At 65.5% G+C, this 19,800-nt stretch carries 14 protein-coding genes; 7 read left to right on the top strand and 7 right to left on the bottom strand.

The genetic code is table 11. From position 1 onward, the window contains the following. Positions 1 to 5 precede the first annotated feature (5 nt). Positions 6 to 743 (top strand): ribonuclease III, encoded by a 738-nt coding sequence (gene rnc / locus QMF81_RS03480; protein ID WP_281752062.1) that lies wholly within the window; start codon positions 6 to 8, stop codon positions 741 to 743. Between the two features lie 67 nt (positions 744 to 810). Here the strand turns inward: rnc and QMF81_RS03475 are convergent, their stop codons facing one another. Beyond that, entirely contained in the window at positions 811 to 1,755 is a 945-nt protein-coding gene (locus tag QMF81_RS03475) for a flagellin (RefSeq protein WP_281752060.1), read from the bottom strand. 209 nt (positions 1,756 to 1,964) lie between these two features. Between QMF81_RS03475 and QMF81_RS03470 the strand changes: the two genes are divergently transcribed. The 6 genes from QMF81_RS03470 to recD all read left to right on the top strand — a co-directional run bounded on the left by QMF81_RS03470 (position 1,965) and on the right by recD (position 12,167). Further along, positions 1,965 to 2,312 carry a flagellar protein FlaG gene (locus QMF81_RS03470; RefSeq protein ID WP_281752057.1) on the top strand — a complete coding sequence of 116 codons (348 nt, stop codon included), beginning with the start codon at positions 1,965 to 1,967 and terminating at the stop codon, positions 2,310 to 2,312. A gap of 135 nt (positions 2,313 to 2,447) precedes the next feature. After that, positions 2,448 to 3,350: a hypothetical protein gene (locus QMF81_RS03465; protein WP_281752055.1), complete on the top strand. Its 903-nt coding sequence runs from the start codon at positions 2,448 to 2,450 to the stop codon at positions 3,348 to 3,350. Next, positions 3,347 to 3,898: an HDIG domain-containing metalloprotein gene (locus QMF81_RS03460; protein WP_281752053.1), complete on the top strand. Its 552-nt coding sequence runs from the start codon at positions 3,347 to 3,349 to the stop codon at positions 3,896 to 3,898. The genes QMF81_RS03465 and QMF81_RS03460 overlap by 4 nt, the downstream gene beginning before the upstream one ends. 3 nt (positions 3,899 to 3,901) lie before the next feature. After that, a complete protein-coding gene (locus QMF81_RS03455; protein WP_281752051.1) occupies positions 3,902 to 6,991 on the top strand; it encodes an exodeoxyribonuclease V subunit gamma in 3,090 nt (1,029 codons plus the stop codon). Continuing rightward, positions 6,988 to 10,404: a UvrD-helicase domain-containing protein gene (locus QMF81_RS03450; RefSeq protein WP_281752049.1), complete on the top strand. Its 3,417-nt coding sequence runs from the start codon at positions 6,988 to 6,990 to the stop codon at positions 10,402 to 10,404. The genes QMF81_RS03455 and QMF81_RS03450 overlap by 4 nt, the downstream gene beginning before the upstream one ends. After that, the gene (recD, locus tag QMF81_RS03445) at positions 10,383 to 12,167 is read left to right on the top strand and encodes an exodeoxyribonuclease V subunit alpha (RefSeq protein WP_281752047.1); all 1,785 of its coding nucleotides are present in this window, start codon (positions 10,383 to 10,385) and stop codon (positions 12,165 to 12,167) included. Before QMF81_RS03450 ends, recD begins: the two co-directional genes overlap by 22 nt. Positions 12,168 to 12,236: 69 nt before the next feature. Here recD and QMF81_RS03440 read toward each other — a convergent pair whose 3' ends face one another. From QMF81_RS03440 to pheT, 6 genes are read right to left on the bottom strand one after another with little or no spacing between them, the layout of a single operon-like run. Next, positions 12,237 to 13,700 (bottom strand): histidine kinase dimerization/phospho-acceptor domain-containing protein, encoded by a 1,464-nt coding sequence (locus QMF81_RS03440; RefSeq protein WP_281752046.1) that lies wholly within the window; start codon positions 13,698 to 13,700, stop codon positions 12,237 to 12,239. A gap of 33 nt (positions 13,701 to 13,733) precedes the next feature. Then, positions 13,734 to 15,380 (bottom strand): glucose-6-phosphate isomerase, encoded by a 1,647-nt coding sequence (gene pgi, locus QMF81_RS03435; RefSeq protein ID WP_281752044.1) that lies wholly within the window; start codon positions 15,378 to 15,380, stop codon positions 13,734 to 13,736. A gap of 11 nt (positions 15,381 to 15,391) precedes the next feature. After that, positions 15,392 to 16,570: a pyridoxal phosphate-dependent aminotransferase gene (locus tag QMF81_RS03430; protein ID WP_281752042.1), complete on the bottom strand. Its 1,179-nt coding sequence runs from the start codon at positions 16,568 to 16,570 to the stop codon at positions 15,392 to 15,394. A gap of 17 nt (positions 16,571 to 16,587) precedes the next feature. Then, entirely contained in the window at positions 16,588 to 17,064 is a 477-nt protein-coding gene (locus tag QMF81_RS03425; RefSeq protein WP_281752040.1) for a PilZ domain-containing protein, read from the bottom strand. After that, positions 17,057 to 17,407, bottom strand: coding sequence for a MerR family transcriptional regulator (locus QMF81_RS03420; RefSeq protein WP_281752039.1), 351 nt, complete (start codon positions 17,405 to 17,407; stop codon positions 17,057 to 17,059). Before QMF81_RS03420 ends, QMF81_RS03425 begins: the two co-directional genes overlap by 8 nt. A gap of 5 nt (positions 17,408 to 17,412) precedes the next feature. After that, the gene (pheT, locus tag QMF81_RS03415) at positions 17,413 to 19,800 is read right to left on the bottom strand and encodes a phenylalanine--tRNA ligase subunit beta (RefSeq protein ID WP_281752037.1); all 2,388 of its coding nucleotides are present in this window, start codon (positions 19,798 to 19,800) and stop codon (positions 17,413 to 17,415) included.

Here is a 19,800-nt window from a genome sequence, read left to right as displayed (position 1 = left end):
CCGTAATGTCCGAGGATTCTCTCCAACGTGTCCTACATGAATTGCATCGCATGCTCGCCTACCAACCCCGGCAAGTCAAGCTGTTCATCCAGGCCCTTACCCATAGCTCCCATGCCAATGAACACCAAACCGAAAGCAATGAACGCCTGGAATTTCTGGGGGACGCCGTGCTCGAACTGGCCGTGAGCCACGCCCTCTACACCCGCTTTCCCCATGCCCAGGAAGGGCACCTCACCAAGATGCGCTCTGCCCTGGTCAGTGAGGCTGCCTTGGCGGAAGCGGCCCGCACCATCGGGCTGCATGAATGGATCTTATTGGGGCGAGGAGAGGAGGCGCAAGGGGGACGGGAAAAAAATTCCGTAGTCAGCGACGCCCTGGAAGCGTTGCTGGGCGCCCTTTTTCTTGATGGAGGATTGGCGCCGGCATGCGCCTTGGTGGACCATCTGTTTGCCGGCAAATGGCCATCGCCGCCCGAGACCTTCCGACCGGCGGACTTCAAAAGCAAATTGCAAGAATATACGCAAAGCCGGTGGCGGCAGCGGCCGACCTACACCCTGCTTGCCAGTCGCGGCCCCGAGCACGCCAAAGAATACCACGTGCAGGTCACCGTGCCCGACGGCCAGAGCTTTTGCGCCTGGGAGACCAGCATCCGCAAGGCGGAGCAAGCGGCGGCAGCGGCGGCGCTCCAGGCACTCACCGAGAACGACGCCCATGGCCCAGGGCTTCTGGAGCCGGGGCCCTGACGGACCCCGGCCTGTCTTTGGCCACTTGCCACACTCCGCGTCAGCGCACGCGCCCGATTCCTTATCCCTATCCCTGGATGAGCTGCATGGCCATCTGCGGCAACTGGTTGGCCTGCGAGAGCATGGCCACTGCCGACTGGGTGAGGATCTGGTTGCGGACGAACTGGGTCATCTCCTGGGCCACGTCGGCGTCGGAAATCCGCGACTCCGCAGCCTGCAGGTTCTCCGCCTGGATCTGCAGGTTGGTGATGGTGTTCTGCAGCCGGTTCTGGAGCGCGCCCAGATTGGCGCGGATGTTGTCCTTGGAGACGATAGCCGCATTGAGGGCCTCCAGGGCCTGTTGCGCCGCCTGCTGGGTGGAGATGCTAAAGCCGGCCCCTGCTACGCCGGAGCCGTTGTCCCGGTTGACATCCGCCTGGTTGCCCACACCCAGGGCCGAAGCCGTGGCCGTCTGGATGGCGATGTAGTAGTAGTCCTCGGCAGAGCTGTTGCCCGTGCCAAAGTGCACCTTGAGCGGGCCGGTGGAGGCCAGTCCTGAACCATTATGAGAGCTGGCCCAGCTTGCCACATGCGGAGTGGATGCCGAAAGATTGCCATTCAAGAGGTAGATACCGTTGAAGTTGGTGGCGTTGGCGATTCGGGTGATTTCCGAGGCCATGGCCTGGTACTCGGAGTCGATGATGAGGCGCTGGTCCGAGGTGTAGGTGCCGGTGGCCGCCTGTTCGGCCAGTTCCTTCATACGGATGAGCTTTTCATCGATGACCTGAAGGGCGCCGTCGGCGGTCTGGATGAGGGAAATGGCGTCGTTGGCGTTGCGGATGCCCTGCTTGAGGGAGGCGATGTCCGCGCGCATGAGCTCGCGGATGGCAAGGCCCGCGGCATCGTCCGCCGCGGTGCCCACCCGCAGGCCTGAGGACAGCCGGCGCGTGGAGGTGGACAGCGCGCCGTAGGACTGGGTCAAATTTCTGGCGGCGTTCATCGCCATCAAATTGTGGTTAATGACCAAAGACATGGGGAAAACCTCCTTGTTAGTGTGGTGTGCCCCTCCTTTTGCAGAAAAGATGCCGAACTTTTTTTAATCAATGAAAAAAAGCTGCTAGCAAAAATCTCCCGTCCATACCCCGCCGGTGCGGTCATTTTTTCCGCACCCCCTAAAGTCCTGTCCCTCGCGGCCGATAAAGGAGGCGAACCCATCCATATCCTCAAACACGGAGGCCAATCATGAATCCTCTTGCCGCCATCGCTGTTCAGAATCCCCAGGTACCGGCGGCCGATTGGACCTCGGACCGCCAGCCCCAGCGTGACCCCAACGTGGAACGGCAGCCCGTGCCGTCGCTGCCCCCTTCCCGCGAGCAAGTCGAGGAAGTGGCGGACGCCATGAGCGCCTACATGGCCTCGCTCGGTGTGGAGCTCCGTTTCCATGTGGATGACTCCACGGATCGTCTCCAGGTGGAGGTCCGCGACCCGCAGACCGACAAACTCATTCGCAAGATTCCGCCGGACGACATCCTGCGCCTGGCTGCGGCCATCGAAGAGACCGTAGGCGTGCTGGTGGATCGCTCCCTGTAAGCCTGCAGCGCCACCCTCCTGGGCCTTGCTGCGGAGCAAGATGCCTCCCTTCCCGCCCCCGTCCCATGCCGCACGGCAGGCGACGGGGCTTGCCTCTGTTGCGGGCTTTTGCCATGCTCGGTGACCGGAGGCAGTATGGGGAAGTGGGTGGACCGGATCTGCGAAATCATCACCTTTCTCTTCGATCCCCTGCATCATTTCTGGGAAAGCGAAGGGTTCCACCGCCGGGCGGCGGCGCTTTTAGTTGTTGTCTTTCTCGCGGCCCTGGCGGGCATCGAACTCGGCCGCCAAGGGCTTCTGCCCCCAGTCCTCGCCCAGCATACCCCTGCCAACCATTTCCACGCCGTCAACCTCGCCTTCACGTTGGTGCTCATCCTCGAGGTGGTGAGCTTTCTCTTCACCCTACCGTGTTCCTTTTCCAAATCCCTGGGCACCCAATTCGAGATCTTGGCCCTGATCCTTTTGCGCAACGCCTTCAAGGAGCTAAGCCTCCTCGGCGAGCCCATCACCGTGGAGGCCGACCTCACGCCCGTACTCCACCTGGCGGCATACGGATTCGGAGCCCTCATCCTCTTTGCCCTGCTCGGCATATTCCGCCGCATCCAGCCCAAACACAAAAAAGACACCCTCTCGGCCACGGCCCTCTACCGCTTCGTGGCCATCAAAAAGGCCATCGCCCTGGTGCTGCTGACGGTCTTTGTGGGCTTTGGCCTGACCAATGCGGCCATCACCTTGGCGGGACTGCCCCACGTGGAGTTTTTTCCCTTCTTCTACACCCTGCTCGTTTTCACCGACATCCTCATCGTGCTGGTGGCGCAGTATTTCTGGCCATCGTTCCAGGCGGTGTTTCGCAACTCCGGCTATGCCCTGGCCACCGTGTTCATCCGCCTGGCCCTGGCCGCGCCACCCGTGTACGACGTGGCCTTGGCCATCCTGGCCATTGTCTTTGCCATTGCCCTGAACTTGGTATGGGACCGGGTGTTTACCGGCTTCCCCGCCCAACGACCCGAAACCACCTCCCCGGAGCGAACTGCATGATTTCCCGCGACCAGGCCCTTCTCCTCCTTGACGAAGCCAACACCCCGCCGCACCTGCGCATCCATGCCCTGGAAACCGAGGCCGTGCTCACGGCGCTCGCCCAGCGCCTTGGTCACGACCCCGAACTCTGGGGCCGAGTGGGGCTGCTGCACGACCTCGACTATCCCGCCACCCAAGATTCCCCGGAACTCCACGGCATCGTCGCTGCCAACACCCTCGGCGGCATGCTCCCCGAAGCAGGGCTCGCCGCCATCCGCGCCCACAACGAGGCCACCGGCTTGACGCCGACGACCCCCCTGGATTTCGCCCTGCGCTGCGGGGAGACGGTCACCGGCCTCATCCACGCCGCGGCCCTGGTGCGGCCAGAGCGCACCCAAGGCCTTACGGCATCGAGCCTGCGCAAAAAGATGAAGGACAAACGTTTTGCCGCCGCCGTATGCCGAAAGACCATCGCCGAGTGCAGCCACCTGGATCTGCCCCTTGACGAATTTCTGACACTCGCCACCGCCGCCATCCACCACATCGCCGACGAGGTAGGACTCACCTAGCCCATGGCGCTGACGGTCTTTCTCTCCAACCGCCTGGAATACCTGGCAACCCTCCTCGCCGACCACCTCAAGGACAGCCCTTCGCCCCTCACCCAGGAGACCGTGGTGGTCCAGTCCCGGGGCATGGAACGCTACCTGGCCATGACCTTGGCCCAGGAGCACGGCATCTGCGCCGGGGTGCGCTTCCCTTTCCCCGCGGCCTTGCTGCACGATCTCGCCCGCCGGCTGTGCCTTCCCGGCGCGCGGCGCCCGCTTTCCGCCTCCCGGCTGCTGTGGCGCTTGATGGCGGCGCTGGAAGACGAAGGCGCCTTGATGGGTGAGGGGGCGACCGCCTCCTTACCGCGCCAGCGCATGGGACAGGCCCTGGCCCTGGCCTCAGTCTTCGAGCGCTACCAGCTCTTTCGTCCCCATTGGCTCGCCAAGTGGCAGCAAGGCGTGCCGTGCGGCGAGATCGGCCCGGAAAACCGGGCTTCCGAAGACTGGCAGCGGCGGCTTTGGCAGCGCGTGGTGCGCGGCGAGGAAGAAAGCCACCGCGCCGCCCTCACCCTGGCCATGATCGAGGTGCTGCGCCACGGCCCACCCCCGGAGGGTCTGCCCCACCGCCTGGCGGTCTTTGGCATCTCCAGCTTGCCCCCCCATTTCGGAGAGCTCCTGGCGGCCCTGGGCGAACACCTGCCCGTACGCGTCTACCTGCTCTCCCCGTCTCCCCATGCCTGGGGACGGCGACGCGCCCAGGAGGAAGGAAGTGCGGCCCAGCTCCTCGCCCTGCTCGGCGCCTCGCTTCGGGAGGCCGTAGATCGTTTTGAGGAGCGCGCCGGACTCGTGCCCATCTTTGCGCCGCCAGCACAAGACACCCTTTTGGACTGCCTGCACGCGGACCTGCTCCACCTGCCACCTTCCCCAGAAATTCGAGATTTTCCTCGAAGCCGCACCCATATGGAAGTCCACCTCTGCCCGACTGCCCGCCGAGAAGTGGAGGTCCTGCGGGAGCGCGTCCTGCACCTTCTGCAGACCGACACCTCCTTGGAGCCGCACCACATCCTGGCCATCACGGCGGACATGGAGACCTACGCCCCCCTCATCCATGCGGTCTTCGGCAGCAACTCCCCCGAGATCACGTACACCGTGGCGGACCATGGGCACATCCATCAAGAAGTCCGCTTCCTCCTGGACCTTCTGCGCACCGCCGCCGGCCGCCTGGAGCGCAGCCGCGTGCAGGAACTCTTCTCCGCCACGCCCACACGGAGCCTTCTTGGACTTTCCGAAGACGCCTGCCTGCGTCTGCAGACCTGGCTCGCGCAGGCAGGCATTGCGTGGGGGATCGACGCGGCCTTCCGGCAAAGACATGGTGCGCCACCCAGCGCCATCGGCACCTGGCGCGCCGGACTTACGCGCCTGGCCCTCGGGGCCATCACCGGCGACCACCACGGCACCATCCAAGGGGTCGCCCCCCTGGCCCTTGGCCCAAGCGAGGACCGTGAGCTTTTCGCCGCCTGCGCCCTGTGGCTGGAGCACCTGGAGCGCCTCTGCCAATGGGTCCAAAGCCCTGCCCCGGACTGGGAGCGGATCCTGCCCTGGATACTCGAAACCTTTTGGCCTGCTCAAGGAAGCGGCGCTCCGGAACAACTTCGCCGAGGCATCGCCGAAACCCTGAGCGCATGGAAAGACGCCGGTCGCCCTACGGCCTGCGGCCGCTCCATGGTCCTGGCCCTGGAGCGCACCCTCGGCGGCGAACCCCAGGAGGGGGAATTTCTCGCCCGCGGCATGACCTTCTGCGCCCCGCGGCCCATGCGCGCCGTGCCTTTCCGCGTGGTGGCCTTTTTGGGGCTGGCTGCGGGCAGCTTTCCACGTGCCCAAACAGCCCCGAGCATCGACCTAACCGCCGCGCATCCCCAGCCAGGAGACCGCAACCCCACCGACGACGACCGCGGCCTCTTTTTGGAGGCACTGCTCTCTGCCCGTGAACATCTGCTCCTTTTCGCCCCCAGCGCAGGGCCCTCGGCCCAAGGCCCGTCTCCAGTGCTCATCAGCCTCCTGGAACACCTCGATAGCCGCGCCACCGTAGACGGCGCCCCCCCTTCCACGGCCCTGGTCACCACGCACCCGGTCTTCGCCTTCCACCCCCGCGCCCTCGATGTCTCGTTTCCCTGGCCTACCTTGACCCCCTGCCGTCTGCAGGAGGCGCACGCCTTTCTCCGTCCCCAGCGGCTCCGACCGCCATTCTTCCGGCACCCCCTTCCCCGGCCCCAGATGCCGGCGGAACTGGAGCTTGACCGCCTGATCCGCGACCTCGCCCACCCCTGCCGTACGCTTCTGCACGCCTTGGGGATCCGGCCGCAGGTGCGCGAAGAAGACCTCCCCGACGACGAGCCTTGGGGCGCGCCGACGCACCGGACACTCCACCGCCTCAAGGGCGCACTCTTGGAGCTTGCCCAGAGCGGCGCTTCCTGCACCGAACTCATACGGACCGCCCACGCCTGGCAGGTCATCCCCGACACCCCAGGCGGTGACGCCTTCGTCGCTCCCACCATCGATCAGGTGATGGACATGGCTCAGCGCATCCGCGCTCGAGCCCCGCACGGGATCCGGCCCCAGCCCTTTTGGGTGGAAGAGGAGGGAATCACGCTTTGCGGGACGCTGCCTCTGGGCGCAGAAGGCATCGTGCTCTACCGGCCTGCCACCCTCAAGACCCAAGATCTCCTGCGCCTCTCCCTCACGCGGATCGTGGCCGGGGCGACGCGCGCGGCCGATCAGGTCACCCTCATCACCGAAGACCACACCATCACCAAGCCAGTCCTCGACCCGAAAGAAAGCAAAGACCGCCTGCGTGCGGCCATAGAACTTTGGCTCGAGGCCCATACCCGCCCTGTGGCCCTGCTCCCCAAGGCGTGCCTCAAGTATGCCCAGACATACGCGTCCAAAGGCCACGACTCGGCACATCACGAGATGGTCAAAGTCTGGACAGACGGCCCCTTCCCCGAAAACCAGGACCCCTATCTGCGCCTCTGCTTTCCCGACACCCCGCATTGGGACGAATCCCACGATCTGGCACAGCGCCTGCTCGTCCCCATGCTCCCCGAGGCCGCGCCATGACGGATCTCTTCTCGCTCCCCCTTTCCGGCCGCGTACTCGTGGAGGCCAGCGCCGGAACCGGCAAGACCTACGCGCTGGAGGTCCTCTTCATCCGCCTGGTGGCCCTGGAGGGCATCCCGGTAGAGCGCATCCTCACGGTCACCTTCACCGACGCCGCCACCCAGGAACTGCGCTCCCGCCTCACCCAACGTCTAACACACTGTCTGCACCAGCACACCGCCTCCAGCGACGATGTCGTCTCGCGCCGACTCCAGGAGGCCGAGGCCCGCGGCATCCCCGTGGCGGCCCGTCTGGCGGCGGCACGCCTGGCCATGGATCAGGCCCCCATCTGCACCATCCATGGTTTTTGCCAGCGCCTCATCAGCCGCTTTGGTTTGAGCGCCGGGGCAAGTGTGCTCACCGACGACGCCACCCCCATCATCCACCACGCGGCCATGGAGTTGTGGCGCCAGGAGCTCTGCACGCTGCCGGGGCTTGCCGGCCAATACCTGCGCCAAACCCTACGCGTCGAGGACCTGGAAGCCCTGCTGCGTACCCCGGCCCTGGTGCAAAACCCGGTCATCCACCCTGCTGCTGCACCTGCGGATACCCATGAACTCTTCCGTACCCAGGACGCTTTCCAAGACGCACTCCAGGCCGTGCAAACGCATTGGGACGCCATCGAAGAGACCGTGGCCTGGTGCGAAACGCACCGTCAAACCGTATTTCTGGGAAACCGCATCCGCCAGGCAACACTTGCCAACGCCCTGGATGCATGGCGGAAGTTCCTCGCCACGCCATGGAAAAAACCCGCATCCCAGGACCAAGACGCCCTTGCCAAGCTCCTGCCCGAACATTTGGGAAAGTGCCTCAAAGCCGGCGCAGACCCGAATTTCTCGCCCCTTGTCCACCTCGCCGCGGCATGGAGCGCGGCGCAAGACTTCTATCGCGCCGCGGACCTCTGGCGCACCCAGACCCTGGCCAGGGCCGCATCCACGGCCATGGCGCGCATCGACGCCGCCAGCGAGGAACTGGGGATGCATGGCTTCGACGCCCTCATCCGCCAGGCCGCAGCGTTGGTAAACGACCCGGAGATCTGCCGCCAGGCGCAAGAGACGTGGCGCGTGGCCATTGTGGACGAATTCCAGGACACCGACGCCCTGCAAGAGCACATCCTCGCACGCATCTTCGACCATGCGGGGCATTGCCGTATCACCGTCGGCGACCCCAAACAGGCCATCTATGCCTTCCGCGGCGCGGACATCCACGTGTATTTCGCGGCCGCCGACCGCTGCGAGCACCGCGCCACCCTCGATACCAACTACCGCGCCGCCCCTGCCCTGGTAGCGGCTGTCAACGCCATCTTCTCCCGCCATGCGAACGCCTTCGTGCTCCCGCAGATGGCGTTTTCCCCGGTGCAGCCCCGGCCTGCCCCGTGGCCCAGCATCGAGGACCCGGACTGTTCCGCAGCTTGCGTGCTCTGGCGGGTGCCAGCCCCGGACACCCCCCTTCCCCAAGGGACGGTGATCCCCCTGCTTGCCCAGGCCGTGGCTGCGGAGATCAGCCGTCTGCTTGCCCGGGGCGTGCGCCTGGACGGCGCCCCCATCCACCCCGGCCACATAGCAGTGCTGGTGGATACCCGCGCGCAGATGCTCCCCATTGCCAGGGCACTGGAAGCCGCCCGCATTCCCTGCATCCTGGAAGAAGACGCCTCGGTGCTCGACAGCGCTGAGGCACAAGGGGTGCTCGCCCTGCTTTTCGCCATGCGCGAGCCCCGATGCCGCGCCCGGGTGGCCACGGCCCTAGCCACGGACTTCATGGGCTTTGACGCCAGCGCCATCCGGGAACTTCACGACCACCCCGAAGAGTTGGAGATCTGGCAGGAACGTTTTGCCGAGGCCATGGAGGTGTGGCGCCGCCAAGGGGTGGTGGCGGCCCTGGAATGGCTGTTTACCCAGGTCCATACGCGAGAACGCCTGTTGCGTCTGCCTCAGGGGCTGCGGGCAGTGACCAACCTCGATCACCTGCTGGAGCTTTTACAGCTCCACGAAAGCCGCGGGGCCACGCCCGCAGCGCTGTGCCGTTTGGTTGCCAGCCCCGACACAGCGTCCAACAACACCACCAAACTGCGGCCCATCGGTGCCCAAGAGGCGGTGCGCATCCTTACGGTGCACAAGAGTAAAGGTTTGGAATTTATGATTGTTTTTTGTCCATATCTCTTTCGAGCAACCGATGCGGGCTCCCCGCCGCTGTTCTACCACGACCAGCGCGGCCTCGTCATGGACCTGGAAGGCGGCGCCGACGCCCAAACCCGAGCCCGAGAAGAGGCCCTGGCCGAGGGCGTGCGCCTGGCCTACGTGGCCCTCACCCGGGCCAGCCACCGCCTCTATTTCGCTTGGGGCCGCATCAACCAGGCCGACACTTCGGGTCTGGCCTGGGTTCTGCACAGGATCCGTGGCGGGCGATGGAAAGGCTTTAGGGACGCCGACGTGGACGCCGATCTCGCTTCCCTGGCACATACCATCTCCATCCAGGTGCTTCCCACAACCCAGCCCCAACCATGGACGCCGCCGCAGCCTGCCTGGGAACTTCGCATCACCCCATGGACACGGGCCCTCCCCCCGCCGCCCGCCATCCACAGCTTCACGGGCCTGATGCGAGGGCTTTCCCAAACCCGGCCGGGATGGGACGACGAGCCGCCCAAAGCGGCCGCAGCGCGCCCGGAGACGCCGCGCGAGATCTGGGATATTGCCCAGTTTCCCCGCGGTCCGGTAGCCGGGTCCTGCGTCCATGCCATCTGGGAAAACATTGCCGCCAACATGCCGGTGGAAGACGCCGTGCGCCGGGGTCTTGAGACATATGGGCTGGATTTGCGCTGGACCGATGCCTTGACCCAGATGGTGGAGCATGTGCTGCATGCCGACCTCGGCGGTTTGTGTCTGCGCGAGCACCAAGGCTGGGTGGCGGAGATGGAGTTTCTTCTGCCCACACAAGGACTCAGCCGCATGGAACTCGCCGCAATGACGCGCTCCTTCAATGGCCGCACTCCCCCCTTTGCCCGCGACGTGGGCTCGGGATGGATCACCGGCTTTGTGGACGCAGTGCTGGAGATCCACGGCCGCTACTACGTGGTGGACTGGAAGACCCACCTGTTGGGGGAAACCCCGGAGGCCTACACCCCGGCCGCCATGGCCAAGATCATGGAGGAACACGGCTACGATCTGCAGGCCGCCTTGTATCTGGCCGCTCTCGACCGCCTGCTCGCCGCACGAATGCCAGGGTGCGATCCCCTGGAACTTTTGGGCGGGGCCTTCTTCCTTTTCGTGCGCGGCATCCATCCCCGCTATCCCGGGCATGGCATCGTCCATATCCCCGCCCATCCCCCAACCATCCACGCCATGCGCAGCCGCCTATGCTCCCTGCCCCAGAGCTGATTTCCCGCCTTGCCCCGGAGCTGGGCTTCACCCCCCAAGACCTCCTGAGCGCCGGGGCACTCGCGCACCTCGGCGCGCCCCTGGCCGTGGCCCTGGCCGCAGCCCTGCTCTCCCAAGGGGCCCGACGCGGACACACCTGCCTTGCCGAAGGGGAACTCACCGCCCGGATGGAGGCCATCTCTGCCGGGCTCGCCCCCCAGCTGACGGCCACGAATATGCCGTGGATCAGCAGCCAGGGCGATCCGGCCCCTCTGGCCCGAAGCTCGGGGCGCCTCTATCTCTGGCGACATTACCACCACGAGACCGAACTTGCGAAGCGCCTCCTCCACCTGGCCCAATGCCGGCCCGAGGTGGATACGGCCTGGCTCGCCACGGCCCTGCCGCGATTTTTCCCTAACCTCGGCTCGGAACCCGACTTCCAGGCCCTGGCTGCCCTCCAGGTGGTCAGGTGCCAACTCACCATCATCGCCGGCGGCCCGGGCACCGGCAAAACCACCACCCTGGCTCGGGCCCTGGCGCTCTTTGCCGCCCACACTGTCCATGCATGGGGCAAACGCCCCCGCATCCTTTTGGCCGCGCCCACGGGCAAGGCCGCAGCGCGCATGCGCGAGGCCATCGACAGGGTGCGGCCCACGCTTGCCTCGGAAATCCAGGGTCTGATCCCCACCACAGCCTCCACCATCCACCGCCTGCTGGAGATGGGGGCATCCGGCACGCCGCAGCGCGACCCATCGCGCCCCCTGGCGCTGGATCTCCTCGCGGTGGACGAAACCTCGCTCATGGACGGAGAACTCGCCTGGCATGTGGTACGGGCACTGCCCGAAGGGGCGCGCTTGGTGCTCCTGGGCGATCCCCACCAGCTCACCTCCGTGGAAGAAGGGGCGGTGCTGGCAAGTCTCACCGGCAGCCCGGATCCCGAGGCCGTGGGCCCGGAGACCACCGACATGGCCCATACGCTTTGCGGCTGGGAACTTCCCGCCCTGCCCACGCCCGCGCCGCCCCTTGCCGAAAACCTGATCGCTTTGCGGCGCACCTACCGTTTTCGCCAGGACTCGGGCATCCAAGCCCTGGCCCAGGCCCTGCGCGCCGGCGATACACCGCGCCTGCAGTTCATCCTCGCCCAACCCTGGCCGGACGTCACTATTTCCCCATGGCGCACCGAAGCCGAACTGGCAGCCCTCTTGGGCCGTCATGCACTTCCCGCCTTCAAACCACTCGGCCGCCTGTCTCCCGATGCCGCCCTGGCCGCCATCGACCGCCTGCGCATCCTTTGCCCCATGCGCCACGGCCCCGGAGGCGTGGAGCACGCCAACGCCCTCCTGGAGGGCATGCTCCGCACCACCTCGGACCCATGGTTTCCGGGTCGCCTCATTCTCGTACTCGCCAACGATCCGGAACTGGATTTGGCCAACGGGGACGTGGGGATCACCCTGGCGGCTCCTGGCAGAGGACTTCGCGTCTGGTTCGCCGGCCCGCGCTCGGTGCCGCCGGCGGCCTTGGGCGCGGTGGAAAGCGCCTATGCCACCACGGTGCACAAAAGTCAGGGATCCGAAGCCGAAACCGTCGTCCTCGTCCTGCCCCAGGCCGATCACCCCATGATGTCTCGGGAACTCGTCTATACGGCCATCACCCGCGCCCGCTCTCGCCTCATCATCCTTGGCGATCCGGAGCGCATCCTTCAGGCGGCAAGCCGCCGCACCCAGCGCAGCTCCGGGCTTGGAGAGCGGCTCTGGCAGCCATCCCCGTACGACTCTGCACAGTGAGGAAAAAAAGCGTGGGACGTGAGGAGCAGCTCCGACAGCCTGGTCGGGCTGGCGGGAGACGTGCGCGAGTTAGGAAAAAAGCAGGGGACGTGAGGAGGAATTCTCCGAACACGGCTCACAGAACACAAGGTCCACCTGACCGCCGCCTTCTTCGGCATTGCCCAGCAGCAATTCGCCGCCATGGGCCTGCATGACGGAGTGGACAATGGCGAGCCCAAGGCCGGTCCCCTGCTCCCGGGTGGTGAAGAACGGCTCGATGTAGCGCGGCAGCATCTGAAGGTCGAAACCCGGGCCGCGGTCCCGCACCCGCACGCCGCGCAATCCTTCCCGACATACCGGCTCCACGGTCACCGTCTCGCCCGCAGGGGAAACCGCCACCGCATTGGCCAGGACGTTGTAGAGCGCGCGGTAGATCAACTCCTTGTCCCCGTGCACCAGATACGGCGCCGGCAAGCGGTTTTCCAAGCGCACGCGGCCATCCTGCCCCAAAAAGGTCACCGCCTGATGGGCCAGGGCATAGAGGTCCACCTCGTCCATGGCAGGCTGCCGCGGCCGGGCGTAGTCCAAAAAGTCATGGACGATCTGGCTGAGGCGCTTGGATTCTTCGAAGATGGCCTCGAGCATGCGCGCGCTGGGGCTCGACGGATCTGCCTCTTTCTTGCGCAAGAGCTCGGCGCTGCTGCGGATGATGCCTAAGGGATTGCGGATCTCGTGGGCGATGCTCGCCACCATGCGGCCCATGGAGGCCAGCTTTTCGTTTTGCGCAAGCTCGCGCTCCAGGCGTTCCCGCTCCCGGGCCCGCTCCACCAGCACCCGGTCCGCCTTGCGGATGAGAAAGACCATGAGGCCGTAGAGCACCGCGGACGAGACGAGGGTCGCCACCAAAATGGAGAGCTGCAGGCGCACCACGGTGCCGGAATCGTGGCTGATGTCTTGGGTGATTTCGAGCACCCCCAAAAGGGGACCAGGGTTTTCCCGAAACCGCAGATCCGCCTCCGCCCGCAGCGGATAGACCGTGCGCAGCACCACGCTCTCTGCCTCAGGGGTGGGGTCGAGAAAAGCGGCCCACCACGAGCGCGCATGGACCTCTTCCATGGTGGTGCGGCCTGCCTCAACCGCGGCGCGCACCGCCCCATCACTCAGGTCCGTACGCCCCACCAAATGGGGCTGGGTGGCGTACACCACTTCTCCGGCGTCGTTGTAGATGCGGATTTCCAGCACATGGAAGGAATGGATGGTGGACTCGACCACCTGATCCAGGCGCTCGTACTGATCCTTGCGCTTGAGCTCCACCCGGCCAAAGGCGAGCACCACCGGCAAGGTGAAGCGCCGATAGATCTGGTGATTGAGATTTTCCGCCAAAAGCTGGGCAAAGGCGCGGTTCTTGTCCAAAAACGCCGCGCGCACGGTGTTGGTGAGCACCGCGGCAAGCACCAGTCCGGCGCCGAGCACCAACACCAACGAGCTTGCGGAGAGAAAACGGACCAGTTGGAAGGGGTGGGCGGGATCGACGCGAAAGGGATTATAGCGCATGGTATGGCAAAGGTTTCCCCGCCCGGCCCAGACCTAGTCCCCGGCGGGGGTGTCGTCTTCGGCGCGCAGATACCGCACCAAGGCCGCGGTGGAGGCGTCATGCTCGCCCACCGCCGCTCCGGGCACCAGCTCCGGCAGCAAGGCGCCCGCCAGCTCTTTGCCCAGCTCCACGCCCATCTGGTCGAAGGAATTGATGTCCCAGATCACGCCTTGCACGAACACCATGTGCTCGTAGAGGGCGATGAGCCGACCCAAGGTGCGCGGGGTCAGGCGGTCGTACACGATGGACGTGGACGGCCGGTTGCCCGGAAAGACCTTGTGCGGGGCAAGGCGCTCCCGCTCCGCTTCTGGCAGATGGCGCAGGGCCTGCCGGGCCTCCTCCAGGGTGCGGCCGCGCATGAGGGCCTCGGTCTGGGCAAGGAAATTGGCCAGCAGCATGCGGTGCTGGTCGCCCAAGGGGTGGAGCGGCGCTCTCGGGGCCAAGAAGTCGCACGGCACCACGCTCGTCCCCTGATGGAGGAGCTGGTAGAAGGCGTGCTGCCCATTGGTGCCCACCTGTCCCCACAGCACCGGGCCCGTGGCATACTGCACCGGGACTCCAGCATGGGTCACGCCCTTGCCGTTGCTCTCCATATCCAGTTGCTGGAGATAACTGGGAAAATGTTCGAGATACTGGTCGTACGGAAGGACCGCGCACGAGGAAAGACCACAGAAATCGCGGTACCACACCCGCAGCAGACCCAAGATCACGGGGATGTTGTCCGCAAGCGGGGCAGTGGCGAAATGGGTGTCCATGTCGTGGCCGCCCGCCAAAAACTCCCGGAATCCTTCCATGCCGATGGCCAAGGCGACCGAAAGGCCGATGGCCGACCACACCGAGTAGCGGCCGCCCACCCAGTCCCAAAAACCAAACATATTGGCAGGGTCGATGCCAAAGGCACGCACCGCCTCGGTATTGGTGGACATGGCCACGAAATGCCGGGCGATGTCGGCCTCGGTGGCGGAGCGCAGAAACCAGGCACGGGCCGCGTGGGCGTTGGCCAGGGTTTCCTGGGTGGTAAAGGTCTTGGAGGCCACCAAGAAGACCGTGGTCTCCGGGAGCACCACCTCCAGCACCCGAGCCATGTGGGTGGGATCAATGTTGGAGACGAAATGGAAACGCAAATGTTTGGCGGCGTAAGCCCCCAAGGCATGTACCGCCATGCGCGGCCCGAGATCAGAGCCGCCGATGCCGATATTGACCACATCGGTGATGGGCCGGTCGGTGTATCCCCGCCACGCACCGCTGCGCACCGCCTCGACCCAGTGTTCCATCTGGTCCAGTACCGCGTGCACGTCCGCCACCACGTCCCGGCCGTCCAGCAGAAGCGACGCCCCTCGCGGTCGGCGCAAGGCGGTATGGAGCACGGCCCGCTTTTCCGTGGAATTGATGCGCTCGCCGCGCAGCATGGCGTCCCGACGCGCGGGAAGATCCGCGGCCACGGCGAGGTCCATCAGCAAGGCCAGGGTGCGGTCCGTGATCCAGTTTTTGGAAAAATCCACCAACAGCCCAGGGATGCGGCGGTGGAAGCGGGTAAAGCGATCCGGGTCCTCGGCAAAGAGCTGACGCAGATGGATGCGCTGCATCTGCCGGGCGTGCTCGGCCAACGCCTGCCACGCGGGTGTCTGATGAATCCCCATAGCGACCTCCCCTAGCACAGACGCGCCAACGCCTGACCTATGGCCCCAAGGGCTTCGGTCAGCGTGGCGTCGTCCACGGCATAGGAAATGCGAATACAGCGGTCATCGCCGAAGGCCGCACCCGGCACCAACGCCACGGATGCGGCCTCGAGGAGATAGGCGCACATGGCGGCGGAATCCGGCACCGCCGGCGAGTACAGGGCGTCCACCCGAGGAAAGAGATAAAACGCCCCCTGCGGCTTGGGACACACCACCTTGGGCCACGTCTGCACCATGTCCATGGCCAAATCCCGACGGCGCTGGAAGGCCTGCCGCATGCTCTGGACACAGGCGTCGTCGCCCGTGAGCGCAGCCAAGGCCGCCTTCTGGGCAATGGAACAGATGTTGGACGTGCTTTGCCCCTGGATCTTGATCATGGCCTTGATGAGGTCCGCATGGGCCAAGACGTAGCCCACACGCCAGCCGGTCATGGCATGGCTCTTGGCCAGGCCGTTGACCACGGCGAACCCTTCCGGGTGACGCTCCCACCACCGGGCCAGGGAGGCTGGCGCTGCCGGCGGGTACACCAACTGGTCGTAGATCTCGTCGCTCACCACGAAGATCCCCCGGTCATGGGCCCAGGCGGCCAATTGGTCCATGGCCTCCTGGGTGTAGTGCGCGCCCGTGGGATTGGAGGGCGAATTGAGGACCAGCATACGCGTGCGTGGCGTGCAGGCCGCATCCAAGGCGTCGAGGTCCACCAAGAAGCCCCGTTCCGGCTCGGTGGGCACCACCACCGGCACCCCTTGCGCCAGGGCGATCATATCCGGATAGCTCACCCAGTACGGCGCGGGGACAAGCACCGCATCGCCCGGATCCAAAAGGGCGAGAAAGAGGTTGAAGAGGGCCTGCTTGCCGCCATTGGTCACCATCACATGCTCCGGGCCAGCCGTGGTGACGCCATGGCGCGCAAAAGAAGCCGCCACGGCCTCGCGCAGCGGGGCAATGCCCGGCACGGGGGTATAGCGGGTGAATCCATCGCGCAGGGCCTGGTGGGCCGCTTCCACCACGTGCGCCGGGGTGGGAAAGTCCGGCTCGCCCACGGCCAGACTCACGATGGGTTTACCTGCAGCGCGCAGCTCCTGGGCCTTGGCATTGACCGCCAAGGTGGCTGAAGGCCGGATGGCTTGCATTCGCTGGGCCAGTCGCATGCGAGATCTCCTTATGGTCACGTTCCCAAAAGATAGCCGCCCAGGTCCTTGTCATAGGCCACGGGAAAAAACTCCACGCCGACAAATTCCCCGCGCAGGGTGCGGATCTCGCCGCGGCGCTCCACGCGGCTTTTGGCGCGGTTGTCGAGGCGAAAGCGCACCTCCACCACGTCTCCAGGGAGCATGTCCGGCACGACCGTCTTGTCCGCCAGGGCAAAACCCACGCCCTCCAAGGATACGTCCCGCACTTCGATGGGGTATTCCTGGCCCGTGCGTTCCACGGTGCAAAGCCCAACCAAGCGGACTTTCTTGCGGAAATATTTGCGAAATTCCAAGAGGACAGGTGTTACCTGGCCGCAGGAGCAGCGCACGTCAAAGCGTGGATTTTTGTCCAAAAAGGCCCGGGCATCGAACACCTTCTCCCGACCGCATGCCGGACAGACGAAAGCGGCGCTTCCATCCTTGGCCATAAAAATCTTGTGCACACTAGCCATGGAGACCTCCGTGGCTTGGGCTCCCCGCTGCCGAAGGAGTGGCGAGCAGATCGTACAGAACTTCCAAGTCGCGCACAACTTCTTCCCAAAGATCGTCCGCCGCATCGTCAAGCGCCTCCTGGCGCAGGCGGCGACGGGCCCCGGCCAGGGTCAGTCCTTCCTGGTGCACCAGTTCCTTGATGCGGCGCAGCATGGCCACGGCCTCTTCGGTGTAGTAGCGCTGCCCGGTGGAGGTGCGCTGCGCACAGGCTTCCGGAAACTCTGTCTCCCAAAACCGCAGGGTGGACGTCCGCACCCCCAAAAGTGCCGCCACCTCACCGATGCGGTAGCGCCGCGCCGCCATGGACCTCACACCACCTGGACAGGCAATTGCTGCACAATACGGGAAACCAGCCGACTATGGGCCGCGTCCACTTCCTTGTCTTTGAGGGTCCGCTCGGGGTGCCGATACACCACGCGTACTGTCACATGGCGTACCGCAGCGTCCTGCGGGTGGTAGACGTCCAAGACGAAGTGTTCGTCCACCAACGGCTCCTGCATGGCCGCCACTGCGGCGAGCACCTGATCCACGGAAATGTCCCAGCCCATGCGCAAGGTCACGTCTCGGCGCACCACCGGGAAGCGCGCCAAGGGGGTGAAACGCACGCGGGACTGCCGGGCCATGGCCAAAAGCTGCTCCAGATCGAGGTCTGCGTACCACACCGCCCCGCGCGCCTCATAGGCATCGGCGATACTGGGCACGATGCGGCCCACTGCACCGAGGCTGCGGCCATCCACCCACACCGTGGCTTGCTCGGCCAGATACGGCCGGGCCGGCTCCGCTTGCCAACGGCACGGCCCCAAGCCCAAATGCACAAGCAAATGCTCTACCAGACCCTTGATATCGGCAAACGCCACCTCCCCGCGCGGATACGGCGCCCGCTCGGCAAAACGCGCACCATGCAGGAGAATGGCCAAACGCAGCGCCTCCGCCACCGTGGTTTCCTTCTGGGGATCCGAAACGAATACCCGCGCCACCTCAAAGAGCCGCACACGGGTCGTTCCGCCCGCGATATTGTGGCGCAAGGCGCGCAGCATCCCTGGCACCAAATCGGTGCGCAGCACTTCCATGTCCTCACTCAAGGGGTTGGCCACGCGGACAGCGCGCTCCAGGGAAAGGCCGCACCGCGTTATGTCTGCGGCGCTCACGAAGCTGTAGTTCACCGCTTCCAACAGTCCGACGCCCTTGCCCCATGCCTTGACCGCAGCCGTCTCCGCAAAGCTCGTGTCCGCCTGCGCCAGGGCATCGAGGGACAACGACACCGGCGGGAGCACCGCCGGGATGCGGTCCATGCCGTAAAACCGGGCCACCTCTTCCACCAAATCGATCTCCCGCTCCAGATCCAGCCGGAACGAGGGCAAGGTGACCTCCCAGGCGTCCCCGTGGTTCATGACGGCACATCCCAAGGACACCAAGGTCTTGTGGGCAAATTCCTCGCCCGGATCCACTCCGAGGACCTCGAAAACCCGCCGAGGGCGGAAGGACACCGAGCGCGGGGCATACGGTACCGGCTCTGCCCCCGCCACTCCCGGGGCGACCACGCCGCCGGCAAGCTCCGCCATGAGGGCGGCAGCCCGGTCGAGAGCCCACGTCGTAGCGAGCTGATCCACTCCGCGTTCGAAGCGATACGCCGCCTCGCTGGCGATCCCCAAGCGCCGGGCCGTGCGCCGCACCGTGAGCGGGTGGAACACCGCGCTCTCCAAAAGCACGTTCGTGGTCGTCTCCGTGACTTCCGAATCCTGCCCGCCCATGACGCCGGCCACCGCCACCGGTCCTTGGGCATCCCAAATGAGGATGTCCCCAGGCTCCATGCGCCGCACCTGGCCATCCAAGGTGGTGAATTCCAGCGGCTGCGAAGTCCGGGCCGCCCGGATGCACCCCCCGCGCAGACGGTCCGCGTCAAAGGCGTGCAGGGGCTGGCCCGTCTCCAAGAGCACGTAGTTGGTGACATCCACGAGATTGTTGCGCGGCCGCATACCACAGGCAAGAAGGCGGTAGCGCATCCAATCCGGACTCGAGGCAACCGAAAGGGAACGGATCAATCGGGCCTGATAGAGCGAGCAGGCCTCGGCCTCCGCCTCCACGGCAAGCGACCAGGGTTCCCCGGCCTCGGTGAGCCGCACCTGGGGAAGGTGCACCGGCAATCCAAAGGCCGCGGCCGTTTCCCGCGCCAGGCCCAAAACAGAAAGACAATCCGCACGGTTGGGAGTAATGCTCACATCGAGCACCACGCGCTCCAGGCCCAAGGCATCCGGCACGGGCACCCCAGGGGAAAGCTTCGGGTCGAGCACCATGATGCCGCTATGGCTCTCTCCCAAGCCCAATTCCCGCTCCGAGCAGATCATGCCCCACGAACGCTCCCCGCGCAGCTTGGCCTTTTGGATGGTCATGCCCCCCGGAAGCGTGGTGCCCACGGGAGCCACCGGCACGATCTGCCCCGCCGCCACATTGGGGGCCCCACATACGATGGGAAGAAGCTCCGCGCCTCCCACGTCCACCCGGCACACCGACAGATGATCCGACGCCGGGTGCGGGACGCACTCCACCACCCGTCCCGTCACCACCGAGGCCAAATGCGCAAAGGGATCGCGGATATCTTCCACTTCCAGGCCCAACATGGTGAGCCGATCGGCCAACTCCTGCGCTGTTCCCTCAAAGGGCGTCCACTGCCGAAGCCACGAAAGTCCGAGCAACAT

Origin of the sequence: Thermodesulfomicrobium sp. WS (assembly GCF_027925145.1) — a bacterium.
Taxonomy (GTDB): domain Bacteria; phylum Desulfobacterota; class Desulfovibrionia; order Desulfovibrionales; family Desulfomicrobiaceae; genus Thermodesulfomicrobium.
This window is presented reverse-complemented; position numbering and strand designations above follow the sequence as displayed.